This is a genomic window from Rhodobacter capsulatus (genome assembly GCF_052363185.1).
GTDB lineage: Bacteria > Pseudomonadota > Alphaproteobacteria > Rhodobacterales > Rhodobacteraceae > Rhodobacter > Rhodobacter capsulatus_E.
Map to the genome: position 1 here is coordinate 2863642 of NZ_CP198955.1, position 15501 is coordinate 2879142.

General features: G+C 65.5%; 16 protein-coding genes. 2 read left to right on the forward strand and 14 right to left on the reverse strand.

Annotation, left to right across the window (positions count from 1 at the left end; translation table 11 throughout):
• Positions 1 to 27: 27 nt before the first annotated feature.
• The 13 genes from dxs to ACTTAG_RS14150 form a co-directional block, all read right to left on the reverse strand.
• The gene (dxs, locus tag ACTTAG_RS14090) at positions 28 to 1953 is read right to left on the reverse strand and encodes a 1-deoxy-D-xylulose-5-phosphate synthase (protein ID WP_444462862.1); all 1926 of its coding nucleotides are present in this window, start codon (positions 1951 to 1953) and stop codon (positions 28 to 30) included.
• Between the two features lie 180 nt (positions 1954 to 2133).
• Positions 2134 to 2370: an RC-LH1 core complex protein PufX gene (pufX, locus tag ACTTAG_RS14095; protein WP_444462863.1), complete on the reverse strand. Its 237-nt coding sequence runs from the start codon at positions 2368 to 2370 to the stop codon at positions 2134 to 2136.
• A gap of 12 nt (positions 2371 to 2382) precedes the next feature.
• Positions 2383 to 3306 carry a photosynthetic reaction center subunit M gene (gene pufM, locus ACTTAG_RS14100; RefSeq protein WP_444462864.1) on the reverse strand — a complete coding sequence of 308 codons (924 nt, stop codon included), beginning with the start codon at positions 3304 to 3306 and terminating at the stop codon, positions 2383 to 2385.
• Positions 3299 to 4147, reverse strand: a complete 849-nt coding sequence (gene pufL, locus ACTTAG_RS14105; RefSeq protein WP_444462865.1) for a photosynthetic reaction center subunit L — start codon at positions 4145 to 4147, stop codon at positions 3299 to 3301. The genes pufM and pufL overlap by 8 nt, the downstream gene beginning before the upstream one ends.
• A gap of 132 nt (positions 4148 to 4279) precedes the next feature.
• Positions 4280 to 4456, reverse strand: a complete 177-nt coding sequence (gene pufA / locus ACTTAG_RS14110) for a light-harvesting antenna LH1, alpha subunit (protein WP_013066436.1) — start codon at positions 4454 to 4456, stop codon at positions 4280 to 4282.
• Between the two features lie 13 nt (positions 4457 to 4469).
• Positions 4470 to 4619, reverse strand: coding sequence for a light-harvesting antenna LH1, beta subunit (gene pufB / locus ACTTAG_RS14115; protein WP_013066435.1), 150 nt, complete (start codon positions 4617 to 4619; stop codon positions 4470 to 4472).
• Positions 4620 to 4777: 158 nt separating this feature from the next.
• Positions 4778 to 5035: a cytochrome PufQ gene (gene pufQ, locus ACTTAG_RS14120; protein WP_444462866.1), complete on the reverse strand. Its 258-nt coding sequence runs from the start codon at positions 5033 to 5035 to the stop codon at positions 4778 to 4780.
• The gene (bchZ, locus tag ACTTAG_RS14125; RefSeq protein WP_444462867.1) at positions 5004 to 6476 is read right to left on the reverse strand and encodes a chlorophyllide a reductase subunit Z; all 1473 of its coding nucleotides are present in this window, start codon (positions 6474 to 6476) and stop codon (positions 5004 to 5006) included. Before bchZ ends, pufQ begins: the two co-directional genes overlap by 32 nt.
• A complete protein-coding gene (gene bchY / locus ACTTAG_RS14130; RefSeq protein WP_444462868.1) occupies positions 6476 to 7969 on the reverse strand; it encodes a chlorophyllide a reductase subunit Y in 1494 nt (497 codons plus the stop codon). The genes bchZ and bchY overlap by 1 nt, the downstream gene beginning before the upstream one ends.
• 45 nt (positions 7970 to 8014) lie before the next feature.
• Positions 8015 to 9016: a chlorophyllide a reductase iron protein subunit X gene (locus ACTTAG_RS14135; protein WP_444462869.1), complete on the reverse strand. Its 1002-nt coding sequence runs from the start codon at positions 9014 to 9016 to the stop codon at positions 8015 to 8017.
• A complete protein-coding gene (bchC, locus tag ACTTAG_RS14140; RefSeq protein ID WP_444462870.1) occupies positions 9016 to 9960 on the reverse strand; it encodes a chlorophyll synthesis pathway protein BchC in 945 nt (314 codons plus the stop codon). Before bchC ends, ACTTAG_RS14135 begins: the two co-directional genes overlap by 1 nt.
• Positions 9961 to 10122: 162 nt before the next feature.
• Positions 10123 to 11304, reverse strand: coding sequence for a methyltransferase (locus ACTTAG_RS14145; RefSeq protein ID WP_444462871.1), 1182 nt, complete (start codon positions 11302 to 11304; stop codon positions 10123 to 10125).
• A gap of 2 nt (positions 11305 to 11306) precedes the next feature.
• Entirely contained in the window at positions 11307 to 12176 is an 870-nt protein-coding gene (locus ACTTAG_RS14150) for a polyprenyl synthetase family protein (RefSeq protein ID WP_444462872.1), read from the reverse strand.
• A 136-nt stretch (positions 12177 to 12312) separates the two neighbouring features.
• Between ACTTAG_RS14150 and crtD the strand changes: the two genes are divergently transcribed.
• Positions 12313 to 13797: a 1-hydroxycarotenoid 3,4-desaturase CrtD gene (crtD, locus tag ACTTAG_RS14155; RefSeq protein WP_444462873.1), complete on the forward strand. Its 1485-nt coding sequence runs from the start codon at positions 12313 to 12315 to the stop codon at positions 13795 to 13797.
• Positions 13798 to 13862: 65 nt separating this feature from the next.
• Complete coding sequence (gene crtC, locus ACTTAG_RS14160; protein ID WP_444462874.1) at positions 13863 to 14708, forward strand: carotenoid 1,2-hydratase; 846 nt, start codon at positions 13863 to 13865, stop codon at positions 14706 to 14708.
• 231 nt (positions 14709 to 14939) lie between these two features.
• Here the strand turns inward: crtC and tspO are convergent, their stop codons facing one another.
• Complete coding sequence (gene tspO / locus ACTTAG_RS14165) at positions 14940 to 15422, reverse strand: tryptophan-rich sensory protein TspO (RefSeq protein ID WP_444462875.1); 483 nt, start codon at positions 15420 to 15422, stop codon at positions 14940 to 14942.
• Between the last annotated feature and the right edge of the window lie 79 nt (positions 15423 to 15501).

Here is a 15501-nt window from a genome sequence, read left to right on the forward strand (position 1 = left end):
TCCGCGCGAAGATGCACAGAGCCGCGCTTAGGCGCTATGAACGACCCGCACCGCCTTGGCCGGTCGCGCCGCGGCCAGCGCGGTGTCGCGGATATCGGCCGCCGTCAGCCCGGCCCAGGCATACATCTCCTCGGGGGTGCCGTGGTCGATGAAGCAATCGGGCAAGGTCATCGTGCGGATGGCACGGCCTTTTTCCAGCTGCCCGGTGCGGGCCAGATAATGCAGCACCATCGCGCCGAACCCGCCCATGGCGCCCTGTTCCAGCGTGATCAGCGCCGCGTGCCCCTCGATCAGCCGGTCGATCAGATCGGTGTCGAGCGGGCGGCAGAACCGGGCATCGGCAACCGTGGTCGAGACGCCCTCGGCCTCCAGCAGCTCGGCCGCTTTCAGCGCCTCGCCCAGATGCGCGCCAAAGGACAGGATCGCGACCTCGGTGCCTTCCTTCAGAACCCGGCCCTTGCCGATTTCCAGAACCTCGCCGCGTTCGGGCATTTCGACGCCCCGGCCCTCGCCGCGCGGATAGCGCAGCGCGATGGGCCCGCTGTCATGCGCCGCCGCCGTCACCAGCATGTGGCACAGCTCGGCCTCGTCCGCCGCCGCCATCACGGTGAAATTCGGCAGGTTCGCCAGCATCGAGACGTCGAACGCCCCGGCATGGGTCGCCCCGTCCTGCCCCACCAGCCCGGCGCGGTCGATCATCAGCCGCAGCGGCAGGTTTTGCAGCGCCACATCATGCACGATCTGGTCATAGCCGCGCTGCACGAAGCTGGAATAGAGCGCGAGGAACGGCTTCAGCCCCGCCGCCGCCATGCCCGCCGCAAAAGTCACCGCATGCTGTTCGGCAATGCCCACATCAAAGACCCGGCGCGGGAAGCGTTTTTGCATGATGTCCAGGCCGGTGCCCGTGGGCATCGCCGCCGTCACCGCCACGATCGCCTGATCGCGGGCCGCTTCCTCGGTCAGCCTTTGCCCGAAGACGGTGGTGTAATTCGGCGCATTCGGGATCGACTTCTTCTGCTTGCCGGTCTCGATGTCGAATTTCGACACGCCATGCAGCTTGTCCTCGGCGCCCTCGGCGGGGGCATAGCCCTTGCCCTTGGTGGTGCAGACATGGATCAGCACCGGACCCGAAGCCCGGGCGCGGGTGACGCGCAGGGTTTCCACCAGTTCCGCCATGTCATGGCCATCGACCGGACCGATATAGTCAAAGCCCAGTTCTTCAAACAGCGTCGCGCCGCCGGGCATCGCGGTGACCATCTGACGGGCACGACGGGCGCCATCGCGCACCGGGCCGGGCAGATGCATCTCGATCCCCTCGGCCGCGGCCTTCAGCGCCGCAAAGGGCGCCTGCCGGGCGATGGTGTTCAGATAATGCTGCAGCGCCCCCACCGGCGGCGCGATCGACATGTCATTGTCATTCAGAATCACGAACATCCGCGATTTCAGATGGCCCGCGTGGTTCAGCGCCTCATAGGCCATGCCCGCAGTGATCGAGCCGTCGCCGATGATGGCAATGGTGTCGCCCACCGGCTGGCCGAGTTCGCGACCGACTGCAAAGCCCAAAGCGGCCGAGATCGAGGTCGAAGAATGGCCCGCGCCAAAGGCGTCATGCGGGCTTTCGGATCGTTTCGGAAAGCCCGAGACGCCGCCCGCCTGCCGCAGCGTCAGCATGCGCGACCGGCGGCCGGTCAGGATCTTGTGCGGATAGCATTGATGGCCCACGTCCCAGATCAGCTTGTCGCCGGGCGAGTTGAAGACCGAATGCAGCGCGACCGTCAGTTCGACGACGCCGAGCGAAGAGCCAAGATGCCCCCCGGTCTGGCTGACCACTTCGACGATCTCGCGCCGGACTTCGGCGGCCAGCGCCGTCAGATCGGCGATGCTCATCGCCTTGAGATCGGCGGGACCGGTCACGCGGTCAAGATGGGGGGTGCGGGATGGCGTGGCGCTCATGGTTGCGTCCTCCGATGAGCTGTCTGGTCCAAAAGGGTGCCGCGGGGGTCGGACCTGCGGCACCAGGTGCCTGAATGAACAGGGAAGGGATCGGGGCTGTGGGGCCCCGGAGTTTCCGGGCCAGGCCCGGAACGGAATACCCCGGCCGCGCGGCATCCCGCGCGGCCGGGGAAAGCTGTCTTACGCGACTTCGGTCACATGGGTGACGACGACTTCGGTGGTGTAGGGCGACGGCGCCTGGTGGGCGCGTTCGGGGAGCATCAGGCCAAGGCCATAGGACCCCAGCACCAGACCCAGACCGAACAGGAAGGGGATCGAGCCGAGGAAGGCGCCATAGGCCATCTGCCGACCGATCCAGATCCCCATCTCGAACTTCGAGCCGTTCTCGTAGTCGAAGGGTTTGTCGAACATGGACATGGTCTCTTCTCCTTACGGGGTCACGGGGGCGTAGCCGTGGACTTGCGCCCAGACATACCAGTTGTCGACAACGGTGCCCGAGAGCAGGATGCCGATACCACCGGTCAGCGTCACCATCACGGCCATCCAGATCGCCCAGCGGTGGATGCCTTCCATGGTGGCGTTGAAGCCCATCGTCCAGCGCCAGAACAGGGCGGCGCGTTCCGAGGCGGTGCCGCGGTCAGCGATCTGTTCCAGCTCGCGTTCGCCGCCGAAACGGGTCACCGCAAGGATCGTCGCGCCGTGCATGGCGAACAGGAGCGCCGAGCCGTAGAGGGCAGCGATCGAGAGGCCGTGGAACGGGTTGTAGAACAGGTTGCCATGGTCGAGCGAGAACTGGTTCGTCCAGTCAAGGTGCGTGAAGATGCCGTAGGGCGGAGCCACCGACCACGACCCCATCAGGATCGGGCGCCAGAAGCCGAGAACCGACCACAGCCAGATCGCCGACAGGAAGGCCCAGGCCATGTGCTTGCCCATGCCGAGCTGGTCGGCGCGGGTGTAGACACGGACCCACCAGGCAATGACCGAGATCGCCATGAAGAGCGAGGCGATCTGCCAGACACCGCCTTCACGCAGCGGGGCCAGCGCAAGGCCGTATTCGGCCGGCGGCGGCTCGAGGCTGAAGAAGAACAGATCCCGCATGAAGATGAAGGGATCGAACCCGGCCTGATACCAGTACCACACACCGATGGTGAAGAACCAGGCCGCCCCGAAGACCAGCGAAACGGTGCCGGCGATGCCCAGATAGATCGGCCCGATCTGGGCGTTCCCCATCCAGCCAAGGAGATTGAACATCCCCGCAGGCGTGCGTTCGTAGGTGTCGACGTCTTCCTTGAGGCCCATTTCGGGCGCACCGGCGACCTGAACCTGGTTAAAGAAGTTCTGATACTCAGCCATTGATGCCTCCTGCCATGTCGACCCAGAACGGCATGTTCACCCACCAGTACCACCAGTCACTCCACAGATCGAAGTAGATGGTGCCAGAGACGAGCATGCACATGGCCGACCAGAACACCGCGTTCAGCGCAAGCAGCAGGCCGAGGCGGTGGATGCCGAGCGTGCCGACCGAATAGCCCATGAGGTCACGGAAGTAGGTGTCCTCGTGGTCCGGCGTCCGCATCGTCTTGCCTTTGACCGGGTTGGCGGCCGAAAGGACCAGAGCCCCGTGCATCGCCAGCGCCCAGGCGGTGGTGAAGAACAGGCTGATGCCCAGCATGTGGAACGGGTTGTAGTGGAAGTTGCCGTAGGTGTAGCCGGTGTTCGACACCCAGTCGAGGTGCGTCCAGATACCATACGGGAAGGCGTAGCCCCACGACCCCATCATCATCGGACGGATCACGACGAGGGTCAGATAGGCAAAGATCGCCATCGAGAAGGCCACCGGGATGTGGAAGCCGATCCCGAGCTTGCGGCAGATTTCGACTTCACGCAGAGCCCAGCTGCAGAAGGCGCCCGTCGCGCAGACGGTGATGACCTGCCAAAGACCGCCCTTGTCCAGGGCTGCCACGTTCAGACCATTTTCCACCGGCGGCGGAACGATGGAGATCAATTGGGGGTTCCACGTGCCCTGCATCGCGGCTCCCCAAAGGATAAGCAAAAAGCCGAGCGTGGCGAAGAAGATGGTGGTGACCCCGAAGAACCCGACATAGAAGGGTCCGACCCAGAAGTCGAAAAGGCTCCCGCCAATCAAGGTGCCGCCCGGCACACGGTATTTTCGTTCGAAGCTGAGCAAAGCCATGCCCGTGTCTCCGCTGTTGCGGGACGGTCCTTGGCCCGGCAAAAGGCCTCAGATCGTGCCGATGGGTTGCGTCTTGCGGTATGGTCGCGGGCGGGGCGAGACTCTCGCCCCGCCCGCAACGCTCAGTAACGCTTACTGGGCAGCAGCCACGTAGCCATGCTTGGCGGTGGCAACGGTCAGCCAGTTGAAAGCGGGGGTCGAGAGCAGGATCAGGTGGATCAGCACCGCGAGCAGGAACAGGAACACGCCCTGGGCCACGAACACGCGACGGGGATCGAAAACGAGCCAGATTTTGTAGAACTTGGACATTTTCAGTTTCTCCTCAGAACCACGGACGCCAGATCATGACCGCCAGATGGGCGAGCACCGCGACGGCGATGAACGCCGACAGCCCGCTCATGTAGACGGCATGCAGTTCTTGCGCTTGCTCGTCGGTAAGACCTGTGAAGCTCAGGTCGTTCTTATCAGCCATAACAACCTCCGGATTGGCAGACTGACGCCGCATTCCCTGCGGCTGGGCAAACGAAATGGCACCCTGCCATCCCGCATTTCCACCACGAGGGGCTCATCCCGCCCGTGGAGAACTTGACCCGACGGGGATATGGCCCCCGGCGGAATTCCGTATCCGGCTCAGGGCCGGAAAATCTCGGGCGTGATCTCGCCCGCCTCGCGCCAGGCGCGGGCGAAGGGCCCGCACTCGGGGATGCGGCGCTCGCGCACCAGGGTCATGATCCAGCCGACAAGCGCAAAGGGCACCGCGACGATCAGGATCAGCGAAAAGTAAAGCGCGAACTCGGGACGCGGCACGCGGTCGACATGTTGGACCCCATGAGCGCGAAGACGCTGGCTTTGCATTTCAGTTCCCCCCCTTCCGATCCACGGCCGCATCCCCAAGGGCTTCGACCATTTCTAGAACCACTCTTTCAGCTCCCTGATCGAGAGCCGCCTTCTCGGCCGCGTCACGCAGCGACTTGGCCGCCGAAATCCGTGTCAGAACCGGGTGTTGCGACACGATCCGGTCCAGAGCCGCCTGCGCATCCGCATCCCAGGGCATGTCACGACGCAAGGTTGCCGGTGTTGCCGCGGCACTGTCCATTTCGGAAGCAAGCGGCAGGATATTGAACAACGCGTCGAACAGTCCGTTACAGATTTCTTGCAGCAGGTAGACGCTACCCATGTAACCCATGAAGGGGGTGCCCGTCGCGCGGCGGATCGCCGCGCCGGGGAAGGAGGCGGGCACGAACGAGGCCGCAGGGCCATGGCCGGCCTTGGTTTCGGCCAGATAAATCTTCTCGTTGATCGAACCGAACACCACCAGAGGGCGAGTTTGCCGGATCAAACCGCGAACTTCGTCGCTTTTTGTCTTCTCTCCGGCCTTTCGGGCCACCGCAAAGGCGCAAGGCAGGCCCAGATCGCCCTCGAGATAGGCTTTTATGCCGCGGGCATAGGTCTCGGTGGCGACGATTCCGAAGCTGGCCGTCGCAAAGAAGTCTTGCGTGACAGATCGCCACAGATCCCACAAGGGCTTCAAAGTTGCATGTTTTTCGCGCTCGATGAAGGGCTCGGGGTCAAGACCGAGCAGCTCGCCAAGGCTGCGCAGGAACTTTGTAGTGCTTTCAAGGCCAATCGGCGCCTGCAGATAGGGCTTGCCGAGAATCTCTGCCAGGTTCCGGCCGAATTCGCGGTACATGACCACGTTCACATCGGCATTCACCAGGTTGCGGACCTCGCTCAGATGGGTGCCAAGGGGGAACACCATGTTCACCTCGGCGCCGATCCCCTCAACCAGACGGCGAATCTCGTGCAGGTCCGAGGCCATGTTGAAAGCGCCATACATGGGACCGAGGATGTTGACCCGCGGCTTCGCCCCTTCGGGTCGCAAACGCTCGCCCGGCATCCGGCCTTTGGTCATGCCATATTCGGTGAAAAGCCAGGTCATCGCGCGGTCGGCGCATTGCCACTGGTCTTCGTCGATGGTGCGGGCCAAGAAGCGTTGCAGGTTCGTGCCCTGCGGCGTCACGCCGCCACCGATCATCTCGGCAATCGAGCCGGTGACGACGACCGAGGGCAAAAGCGGATCCAGCGTCTTCCACGCCCGGCTCATCGCGCCTTCGGTGCCCTCGCGGCCGAGTTCAGCCTCGCCAAGCCCGGTGACGACGATCGGCAATTCATGCGGCGGCAGCCCGTCGGTGTAGTGCAGAACCGAGGTGACGGGCAGGTTTTCGCAGCCCACCGGGCCGTCGATGACCACCTGCAGCCCCTTGACGGCGCAGAAGGTGTAAACCGCGCCCCAATAGCCCCCTGCCCTGTCGTGATCGAGGAGAAACATCAGATCATCTCCTCGGCTTTGGCCAGTTTGGCGGCTTTTTCCATCTTCTTGCGCTGTTGTTCGCGGAAGTCGGGGTAAAGCTTCGGCGTGTCCTGCCAGATCCCGGCGGTGTCCCCCTCGCCCACGCCCTCGAAGAAGGCCTTCATCTTGCCCATGCGCTCACGGTTGCCCATGGCCGCATTCATCACCTGCGCCAGCGATCCGGCGCCCGCAGGCCCCATCAGCGGCCGGGCCGAGATCAGGTTGGTGAAGTAAAGCGCAGGAATGCCCAAGGCTTTCGCCTTTTGCACCAAGGGCGTCGTGCCGATGGCCAGATCGGGCTCGAAGCCCTCCATCGCGGCGCAATCGTCTTCCAGGCTGGCGCGGTATTTCACCACCACGCCGCGCGATTCGAGCCAGTCCTTGTCCCAGGCGCTCCAGGGCGTGCGGGGGGCGGCGGTGCCGACGTAAGGCACCTCGGCGCCGGATTCGATCAGAAGACGCGCCACCAGCAGCTCCGAGCCCTCATAGCCCGAGACGGTGATCCGCCCCTTGATCGGCGCGCCCGCGATGGCGCCTTTGATCGCAGGCCCGAAGGCATTCTGCGCGGCAGCGATCTTGTCCGCCGAAACGTCATAGGCGCGGCCGATATTGGCGAGCCATTCCATCGTGCCATCGTGCCCCACCGGGGCCGAGCCGACGATGGCGCGGCCTGCGGTTTCGAACTGCCGAATGGCGGCGGTGTAGAACGGGTGGATGGCGGCGACGACCTTGCTGTCGAGCGCGGCGTAAAGCTCGCGCCAGTCGCGCATCGGCACGGTCGGCCCCACGGCCAGCCCCATCGGCGCCAGCATCGCGCCAATCACCATCGGATCGGCGGGGAACATCTCGCCCAGAAGCGTCACCGTCGGACGGTCGGACCGGCCCGAGATCGGCGCGGGCACCGGCCCGGCCATGACCTCTTGCCGGGCATAGGCCAGCATCGCGCCCGAAAGCACGTCTTTGGCTTCCGCATGAGTCGGCACGCCAAAGCCCGGAACGTCGATGCCCACCACGCGAACACCGTTGATTTCGTTCGGCAAAAGCTGCAGCGGCACACCGGACGCCGTGGGCACGCAGAGGTTGATGACAACGATGGCATCATAGCGCGCCGGATCGGCCAGATCATGCACCGAGGCCCGGACGTCTTCGAAGAGCTTGCCCGTGACGAGCGTTTCCGAATCGAAGGGCACATAACCCACCGACCGGCGCGCACCATAGAAATGCGAGATGAACGAGAGCCCGTAGACGCAGCAGGCAGACCCGCACAGAACGGTCGCGACGCGACGCATCCGCAGCCCCACGCGCAAGGCGCCAAAGGCCGGGCACATCGTTTGCGGCTTGTCATGCGGACCGACCGGATAGTCGGCCTTGAAGCGCGCCATCAGCTCGGCATTGCCCGCGGCGGCAGCTTGCGCGGCCAGACGTTCGTTGCCCGCGCCACAGCCGCCTTCGGCTTGCGGAAGATCGGTCATGCCCGGCCCTCCCTACAAGCGGCCCGGGCTCTCGCAGCAGTGCAGTCAGACATCGTCGTAGATCACTTCCAGAGATTTCTTCGGCGCGGCATTGGCGCCACGCAGGTCTTCGTCGGTCGCGGGGACCAGTTCGACGACGCGGGTCTCCTCGTCGGTGTCGAAGAGGCCCAGGAGCCCGTCGGGCGTCAGCGGACGCGGCCGCAGCGGCGGCGCATCGGCGACATTGCCCGCCAGTTCCTCAAACAGCTTGCCCCAGGGCGTCGCATGGGTGCCGACGATCTGATAGGCGGCCGATTTGCGGCGCAGCTCCTCGTCGGCCGGGATGGCGGCCAGAACCGGGATGCCCACGGCTTCGGCAAAGGCCTGCGCCTCGCCGGTGCCGTCATCCTTGTTGATGACGATCCCCGCCACGCCGACATTGCCGCCGAGCTTGCGGAAATATTCGACCGCGTTGCAGACGTTGTTGGCCACATAGAGCGATTGCAGGTCGTTCGAGCCGATCACGATCACCTTTTGCGCCATGTCGCGGGCGATCGGCAGGCCGAAGCCGCCGCAGACCACGTCGCCAAGGAAGTCGAGCAGGACGAAGTCGAAATCCCAGTCATGGAAGCCGAGCTTTTCCAGAAGCTCGAAGCCGTGGATGATGCCGCGCCCACCGCAGCCGCGACCGACTTCCGGCCCGCCCAGCTCCATCGCGAAGACGCCGCCCGATTTGAAGCAGACGTCGCCCACTTTCACATCCTCGCCCGCAAGCTTCTTCTTCGTCGCGGTCTCGATGATCGTCGGGCAGTTCTTGCCGCCGAACAAAAGCGAGGTGGTGTCCGATTTCGGATCGCAGCCAATGAGCAGCACGCGCTTGCCCATTTCGGCCATCATGTGGGACAGGTTGGCCAGCGTGAAGGACTTGCCCGAACCGCCCTTGCCGTAGATCGCGATGATCTGCGTCTTCTTGGTCGGCGCGTGTTCGGGGATTTCCAGCGTCGGATCTTCGGCGGCTTCTTCCCGCAGGCGGGCGTCAAATCCCTTCAGGTTGGGTGCGTCAGTCATTATTTTGCATCTTTCCAGTCAAGGATCATCTTCAGGCAGTCGGGGTTTTCGAAAGCGGTCTGATAGGCCTCGGCCGCTTCCGCCGCGGGGCGACGGTGGGTGATGAGACCATCCAGCGAGAGCGCCCCGCTTTCGATCAGCGCGCGCGTGGCCGACAGGTCGGCCGGCTGCCATTCGGCGGCGATGCGCAGGCGCATTTCCTTCATGAAGGCGGGAACGAAGGCGAAGCTGACCGGCACCGTATAGAAGCCGCACAGCACCAGTTCCCCGCCCTTGCCCAGACGCCCGACGAGCTGGTCGATCAGACCGGGCGCGCCCGAGGCGTCATAGATGGCCTTGTAGTCGCGCCGGGGATCGGCTTCGGGGTCCAGAACCTCGTAGCCCACCGCGCCCGAGCGCCGGGCAGGATTGGTTTCCCAGACCATCGGCGGCTTGCCACCGGCGGCGATGGTCAGACGGGCCAGAAGACGCCCAAGGGTGCCATGGCCCACGATCAGATCGGGCAGCGCATTGTCAAAGCCCGCCAGCGCATGACGCGCGGTGGCGGCCAGCGCCAGCAGCGCCCCCTCGGGACCGATGCCGGGATCAAGGCGGCAAACGCGCGAAGCGGCGGTGACAAGACGCCCGGAGGCGCCGCCAAACAGGCCGCGCAGGCCGCCGGTAAAGCAGTTGGCGCCAGGAACGAAGACGTGATCGCCCGGTCGGAAGCCGGTGTCGGGGGCGGCTTGAACGACCTCTCCGAAGCTTTCGTAGCCGGGAACAAGCGGATATCCCATGCCCGGGAAGGGTGGCATGGTGCCGAGCCAGAACAATTTCTCGGTGCCAGTCGAAATGCCGGAATAGGCGATGTCTACAACGAGATCCCCCGGCCCGGGGTCGGTCAGACCGGCGATGCCCGTCGAGATGGCCTTGGGCCCGGACATTATGACGACTTGCGTTTCCATTACGTGCTCCCGGTATGATCACGCCGGAGAGTCGGGCTGATCACGCCTATGTGTATCATTGAACTTACACGCCCGACTGTCAATTTGATTAGACACTTTTGCGACGGTCGGATGTGCGACTTTCTGACCCCCGGGTCAGAACGGGGCCCGAACGCGGCGGTGTCAGCCGCGTTCGGCCTCGATCACCGAGGTGATGAAGGGGCGCAGGGCACGCGGCTTGGAAACCTTGGTGAACCCAGCTTTTTCAAGCATTTGCTTGATCTCTTCGGGGGAACGCGTGCGCCCCGAACTCATCGCCATCGTGTAGAAGGCGAAATAGACATCGCAGGCACGGTCGGGTTTCGCCCCGCCCGCCATCGCTTCCGAGATGATCAGACGGCCACCGGGCGGCAGCGCGGCATGGACCTTGGCCAGAAGCGGTTCCACGACGCTGTCAGGATGATCATACAGCACGCGCACCAAAGTGATGACATCGGCGCCCGTCGGGATCGGATCGTCGCGGAAACTGCCGGGCGCGAAATCGAGCTTCGGGCTGAAGCGTTCGGCCACCGACAGCACATGCGGCAGGTCGAACAGCGTCAGCGGCAATTCAGGGTAAAGCTTGGCCACGACGCGCAGGAAGGCCCCGGTGCCGCCGCCCACATCCATCACCCGCTTGGCATCGCGCAGATCGACAAGGCGCAAGGTGTCATCGGCGACGACGCGCTGGCTGTCGGCCATCAGCTGCGAATAGCGCTCGGCCAGACCCGCATCTTCCTGCGCCAAGGGCCCGAAGACATAGGGCCAGAAGCCCGCCAGCTCGGGTTCGATATCGCCTTTCAGGAAGGCCACCGGATCGGCAAGATCGCGATACAGAACCGGGTGATGGCGCACCATCGCCTCGAGCCCCGGCACGGTGATGAAGGCAGCCCCGCGCGGCGCGAGCTGCCACAGACCGCGGCGGCACTTCACCAGCTTCAGCGCGGCCGCAGCCTGCATCAGCACGGCAAGACGGTCCTCGGGCAGCCCGGTGCGTTCGGCCAGTTGCGGCAAGGGCCAGGAGGCCGCGGCCAGAATATGCAGCACCCGGAATTCGACGATCGCCAGCAGAACCTGGCTTTGCACGAAGCCCGAGACGATGTCGAACAAAGCCTCGCCCTCGCGCCGGGTGACGCGGTTCATCAGCGGCATGCGTTCGAAGATTTCATGCAGACGTTGCGACAGCGCGATCCGGGTGAAGAAATTCACCCGCCCCGGCTGCACCGGCGCCGCCCCGGGCTGGCCCGGAACCTGCGGTTGCTTTCCCGTTGCTGTCGGCGCCGAGGTCCGGTCGGCCGTCGCGCCCTCTTGCTCGTCCTTCGGCACGATCAGCCCCTCTCGGCGCTGGCCGGGATGTCCATGATCTTGTGGGCATAAAGCTGCACCATCTGGGCCAGCTTCGCCTCACCGGGGCAAGACGGGATCGAGGCGATCGCCCCCGCCAGCACATCTTGCAGATGCTTGCGCGCCCCTTCGATCCCCATCGTCTTGACGGCATTCGGGCGTTCGTTCGCGATATCCTGCCCGGCGGGCTTGCCCATCGCCTCGGCCGACATCAGCGCATCTTTCAGGTCATCGGCGATCTGGAAGGCCGAGCCGATCCGCATCCCCAGATCGAACCAGGGATCGGCGTCATAGCCCGCGGCAATCGCCCCCATCTGGGTCGCAGCAATGAAGAGCGCCCCGGTCTTCGCCTGATGATAGGCGGCCAGATCGACCTTGGATTCGCTTTCCCAGGCCTGACCGGCGCAGATCCCGCCGCGCGCGCCCGAGAGCTGACCAAGTTTCGAAATCAGCTTCAGCGCCCGGTCCGGGTTGACGGCGCCGACATCGGCCAGCACCTCGAAGCCGCGGATCAGCAGGCTGTCGCCCGCCAGAACCGCCAAGGGCTCGTTATAGGCCTTGTGCAGGCTCGGTTTGCCGCGCCGGATATCGGCATTGTCGAAGGCGGGCAGATCGTCATGCACGAGGCTCGCGCAATGCATCAGCTCCAGCGCGACGGCCGCGGCATCGGTGACCGCCGGGCAATCATCGCCACAGGCGAGCGCGACCGAAACCAGAATGGTCGGGCGGATCCGGGCGCCGCCGGGAAACACCCCATAGGGCAGCGCGGCGGCAAGCAACGGCGGAGAATCGGCCAAAGCTTCGGGTGACAGCGCCTTAAGCAGCGCCGACTCGATACGGGTATCCAGAGACATGACAGAGCCCTCCGCTGCGTCACGACGCACATTGGCATTCGCACCTACCTGTGTAAACTGAAACTTACACCCAAGAATATGGGACAAAATTGCACTCCCGAAGGGGTGCGGACGGCGGTGTGTGCGGGAGCGAGAGATGCGGAGTGAAACGGACGTCGTGGTGATCGGCGCCGGAATGGGCGGCCTTGCGGCGGCCATCGGCGCGGCGGCGGCGGGCCTGCGGGTCACAGTGGTTGAGGCGGGCGATGCCCCGGGCGGCAAGGCGCGGGCGGTTCCGACCCCCGGCGGCCCTGCGGATACGGGGCCCACGGTGCTGACGATGCGGCATGTTCTCGATGCGCTTTTCGCCGCCTGCGGCACCCGCGCCGAGGAGCATCTGACGCTGATCCCCCTGCCCCGACTCGCCCGGCATTTCTGGCCCGATGGCTCCAGCCTCGACCTCTTCACCGACACCGAAGCCAATATCGAGGCGATCCGCGCCTTTGCTGGCGAGCGGGAGGCTGCGGCATTCCGCCGCTTCGATCAGCTGACGGCGGGGCTGTGGGAAGCCTTCCACCGCTCGGTGATCGCGGCGCCAAAGCCGGACCTTTGGCGAATCGCCGCCGCGACGGCGACCCGGCCGCAACTTTGGCCCGCGCTGCGCCCCGGGCTGACGATGCGCGATCTCTTGGGCGCAACCTTCAAGGACCCGCGGCTGGCGCAGCTGTTCGGCCGTTACGCCACCTATGTCGGCGGCCGTCCGGGGGCGACGCCCGCGGTGCTGTCGCTCATTTGGCAGGCCGAGGTGCAGGGCGTCTGGGCGATTGCCGAGGGGATGCATGGCGTGGCCGCCGCGCTGGCCCGGGTGGCCGAGGCCAAGGGGGTGCGCTTTCACTACGGCGCCAAGGCCAAGCGCATCGTGCGCAAGGAAGGCCGGGTGACCGCGGTCGAGATCGAGACCGGCGTCTCGATCCCCTGCAATGCCTGCATCTTCAACGGCGATCCGGGCGCGTTGCGCGACGGGCTTCTGGGCGATGCCGCCCGCGCCTCGATGGAGAAATCGCCCCGCCCCGCCCCCAGCCTGTCGGCCTGGGTCTGGGCCTTTGGCGCGACGCCGATCGGCGTCGATCTGGCGCATCACAACGTCTTCTTCACCGCCGATCCGGAGCTGGAATTCGGCCCCATCGGCGCGGGCGAGATGCCCGAGGAACCGACGCTTTACATCTGTGCGCAGGACCGCGAGATGCAGGCCCCGGTGCCCGAGATCGAGCGCTTTGAAATCATCATGAACGGCCCGGCAGGCCATCAACCCTTTCCTCAGGAGGAGGCACAATGCAGGGCACGCACCTTCCCGATGCTCGCCGCGATGGGACTGACCTTCAGCCCGGATCCGGAAACCCGGGCGCTGACGACACCGGCGCTGCTGTCGCGGCGGTTCCCGGGCTCGCTGGGGGCGATCTACGGCGGCTCGCCGGAGGGGACGCTGGCGACGTTCCGGCGGCCTCTGGCGCGGACGGGGCTGCGGGGGCTGTATCTGGCGGGTGGGGGAACGCACCCGGGTGCCGGGGTGCCCATGGCGCTGACTTCCGGGACGCATGCAGCACGGGCCTTGCTGGCGGACCGGATTTCCGCCGCGAAGTAGGGCCGAACGGCTACGCCTGGTGGTATTGCGACGGCATCTCCGACGACGGCGAAAAGGCGTTCTCGATGATCGCCTTCATCGGCTCGGTCTTCAGCCCGTGGTATCGCTGGTCGGGCCGTCGCGAGCCGCAAAACCATTGCTGCATCAACATGGTGACGACGGGCACCGACGGCCGCTTCACAATGACCGACCGCGGCCGGTCCGCGCTGCGCCAGTCGCGGGACAGCTTTCAGGTCGGGCCGTCGAAGCTGACCTGGACCGGCAAGGAGCTGGTGATCGACGTCGATGAATGGGGCGCGCTGCCGAAGCTGGGCAAGCTCAAGGGCCGGGTCGTGCTGACGCCGCGCGCGGTGACCGGGGTCGAGGTGCGGCTGACGCCGGATGCAGGCCACACCTGGCGCCCCTTTGCGCCCATCGCCGATGTCGAGGTAGATCTGGCGCCCGGGCACAAATGGACGGGGCATGGCTATTTCGACGCCAATTTCGGCACCCGCGCGCTGGAGGAAGATTTCTCCTTCTGGACCTGGGGTCGGTTCCCGCTGAAGGATCGCACGGTCTGTTTCTACGATGCGACGCGGCTCGACCGGTCCAAGGTGGCGCTCGCCGTGCAGATCAACCCCGATGGCTCGGTCTGCGAGATCGAGACCCCGCCGCCGCTTGTGAAGATGAAGCGCACGCCCTGGTTCGTGCGGCGCGAAACCCGCTGCGATCCGGGCGCGCATCCGGCCGGGGTCTATTCGCTGCTCGAGGCGCCCTTTTATTCGCGCGCGCTGATGCGCACCCAGATCGACGGCGAAGAAACGGTGGGCATGCACGAGGCGCTGGATCTGGTGCGGTTCCGGCAGCCGGTGCTGAAACCGATGCTGGCCGTGCGAGTGCCGCGCCGGGCCGGGTGGAAGCACAAGGACTGAGACGGCCGGATCGGGCGGATCAGGAAAAGCACTGCTTTTCCCCGCCCGCCTTGCCCCGCTGCGGCAAGACCGCCTCCCCAAGCACGACAGAGGTCGGCGCCTGCCCCGGCGGGCGAGAAGCGCCCGCCATGGGCGGGGCGGGCGCTGGCCGGGGACCTTTGGGCCCCCGGCGGCCCCGAGGAAACGTTGCGCATGACCGAGGCGATCGCCTCGGTCACGACAAGGCGGGGGTCAAAGCGTGACCGGCTTTTCGCCCGGATTGAGCCGCCAGACGCTGAAATTCAGCGCCCCGGCGACCGTTACCCAGATCACATAGGGCACCAGCATCAGCCCCGAGACCCAATCGACCATCCAGAACAGGACGCAGGTGGCAAAGACGCTCAGCCACAGGATCACCAGCACCAGCATGCCCCCGGCCAGCCGGTGCAGGCCAAAGAAGATCGGCGTCCAGAGCGTGTTGACCGCGATCTGCACCGCCCAGAAGGCAAGGCCCAGCACGGCCAGTTCGTTTTCCATGGCCAGCCCGGAAATCCGCGCGGCCGAAATCGACATCAGGATGTAAAGCGTGGACCAGGCGACGGGAAACAGCCAGTTCGGCGGCACCCAGCTCGGTTTCTTCAGGCTGTCATACCAGGCGCCCGGGCTGAAGATCGCGCCGGTGGCACCCGCGCAGGCGCAGGCGACGAAATAGACGGCAAACAGGGTCAGGCTCATGATGGCCTCCGGTTGTGGACACGCCCCGTTGTGGACCCGGGGGGCGCGCAGGTCCAGTGACTTACCGTCGCGCCCCCAG

What these genes read in the sequence shown, in the direction of transcription:
- dxs (WP_444462862.1), bottom strand. Translation starts at nt 1,953, where the DNA reads ATGAGCGCCACGCCATCCCGCACCCCCCATCTTGACCGCGTGACCGGT.
- pufX (WP_444462863.1), bottom strand. Translation starts at nt 2,370, where the DNA reads ATGTCCATGTTCGACAAACCCTTCGACTACGAGAACGGCTCGAAGTTC.
- pufM (WP_444462864.1), bottom strand. Translation starts at nt 3,306, where the DNA reads ATGGCTGAGTATCAGAACTTCTTTAACCAGGTTCAGGTCGCCGGTGCG.
- pufL (WP_444462865.1), bottom strand. Translation starts at nt 4,147, where the DNA reads ATGGCTTTGCTCAGCTTCGAACGAAAATACCGTGTGCCGGGCGGCACC.
- pufA (WP_013066436.1), bottom strand. Translation starts at nt 4,456, where the DNA reads ATGTCCAAGTTCTACAAAATCTGGCTCGTTTTCGATCCCCGTCGCGTG.
- pufB (WP_013066435.1), bottom strand. Translation starts at nt 4,619, where the DNA reads ATGGCTGATAAGAACGACCTGAGCTTCACAGGTCTTACCGACGAGCAA.
- pufQ (WP_444462866.1), bottom strand. Translation starts at nt 5,035, where the DNA reads ATGCGGCCGTGGATCGGAAGGGGGGGAACTGAAATGCAAAGCCAGCGT.
- bchZ (WP_444462867.1), bottom strand. Translation starts at nt 6,476, where the DNA reads ATGTTTCTCCTCGATCACGACAGGGCAGGGGGCTATTGGGGCGCGGTT.
- bchY (WP_444462868.1), bottom strand. Translation starts at nt 7,969, where the DNA reads ATGACCGATCTTCCGCAAGCCGAAGGCGGCTGTGGCGCGGGCAACGAA.
- ACTTAG_RS14135 (WP_444462869.1), bottom strand. Translation starts at nt 9,016, where the DNA reads ATGACTGACGCACCCAACCTGAAGGGATTTGACGCCCGCCTGCGGGAA.
- bchC (WP_444462870.1), bottom strand. Translation starts at nt 9,960, where the DNA reads ATGGAAACGCAAGTCGTCATAATGTCCGGGCCCAAGGCCATCTCGACG.
- ACTTAG_RS14150 (WP_444462872.1), bottom strand. Translation starts at nt 12,176, where the DNA reads ATGTCTCTGGATACCCGTATCGAGTCGGCGCTGCTTAAGGCGCTGTCA.
- crtD (WP_444462873.1), top strand. Translation starts at nt 12,313, where the DNA reads ATGCGGAGTGAAACGGACGTCGTGGTGATCGGCGCCGGAATGGGCGGC.
- crtC (WP_444462874.1), top strand. Translation starts at nt 13,863, where the DNA reads ATGATCGCCTTCATCGGCTCGGTCTTCAGCCCGTGGTATCGCTGGTCG.
- tspO (WP_444462875.1), bottom strand. Translation starts at nt 15,422, where the DNA reads ATGAGCCTGACCCTGTTTGCCGTCTATTTCGTCGCCTGCGCCTGCGCG.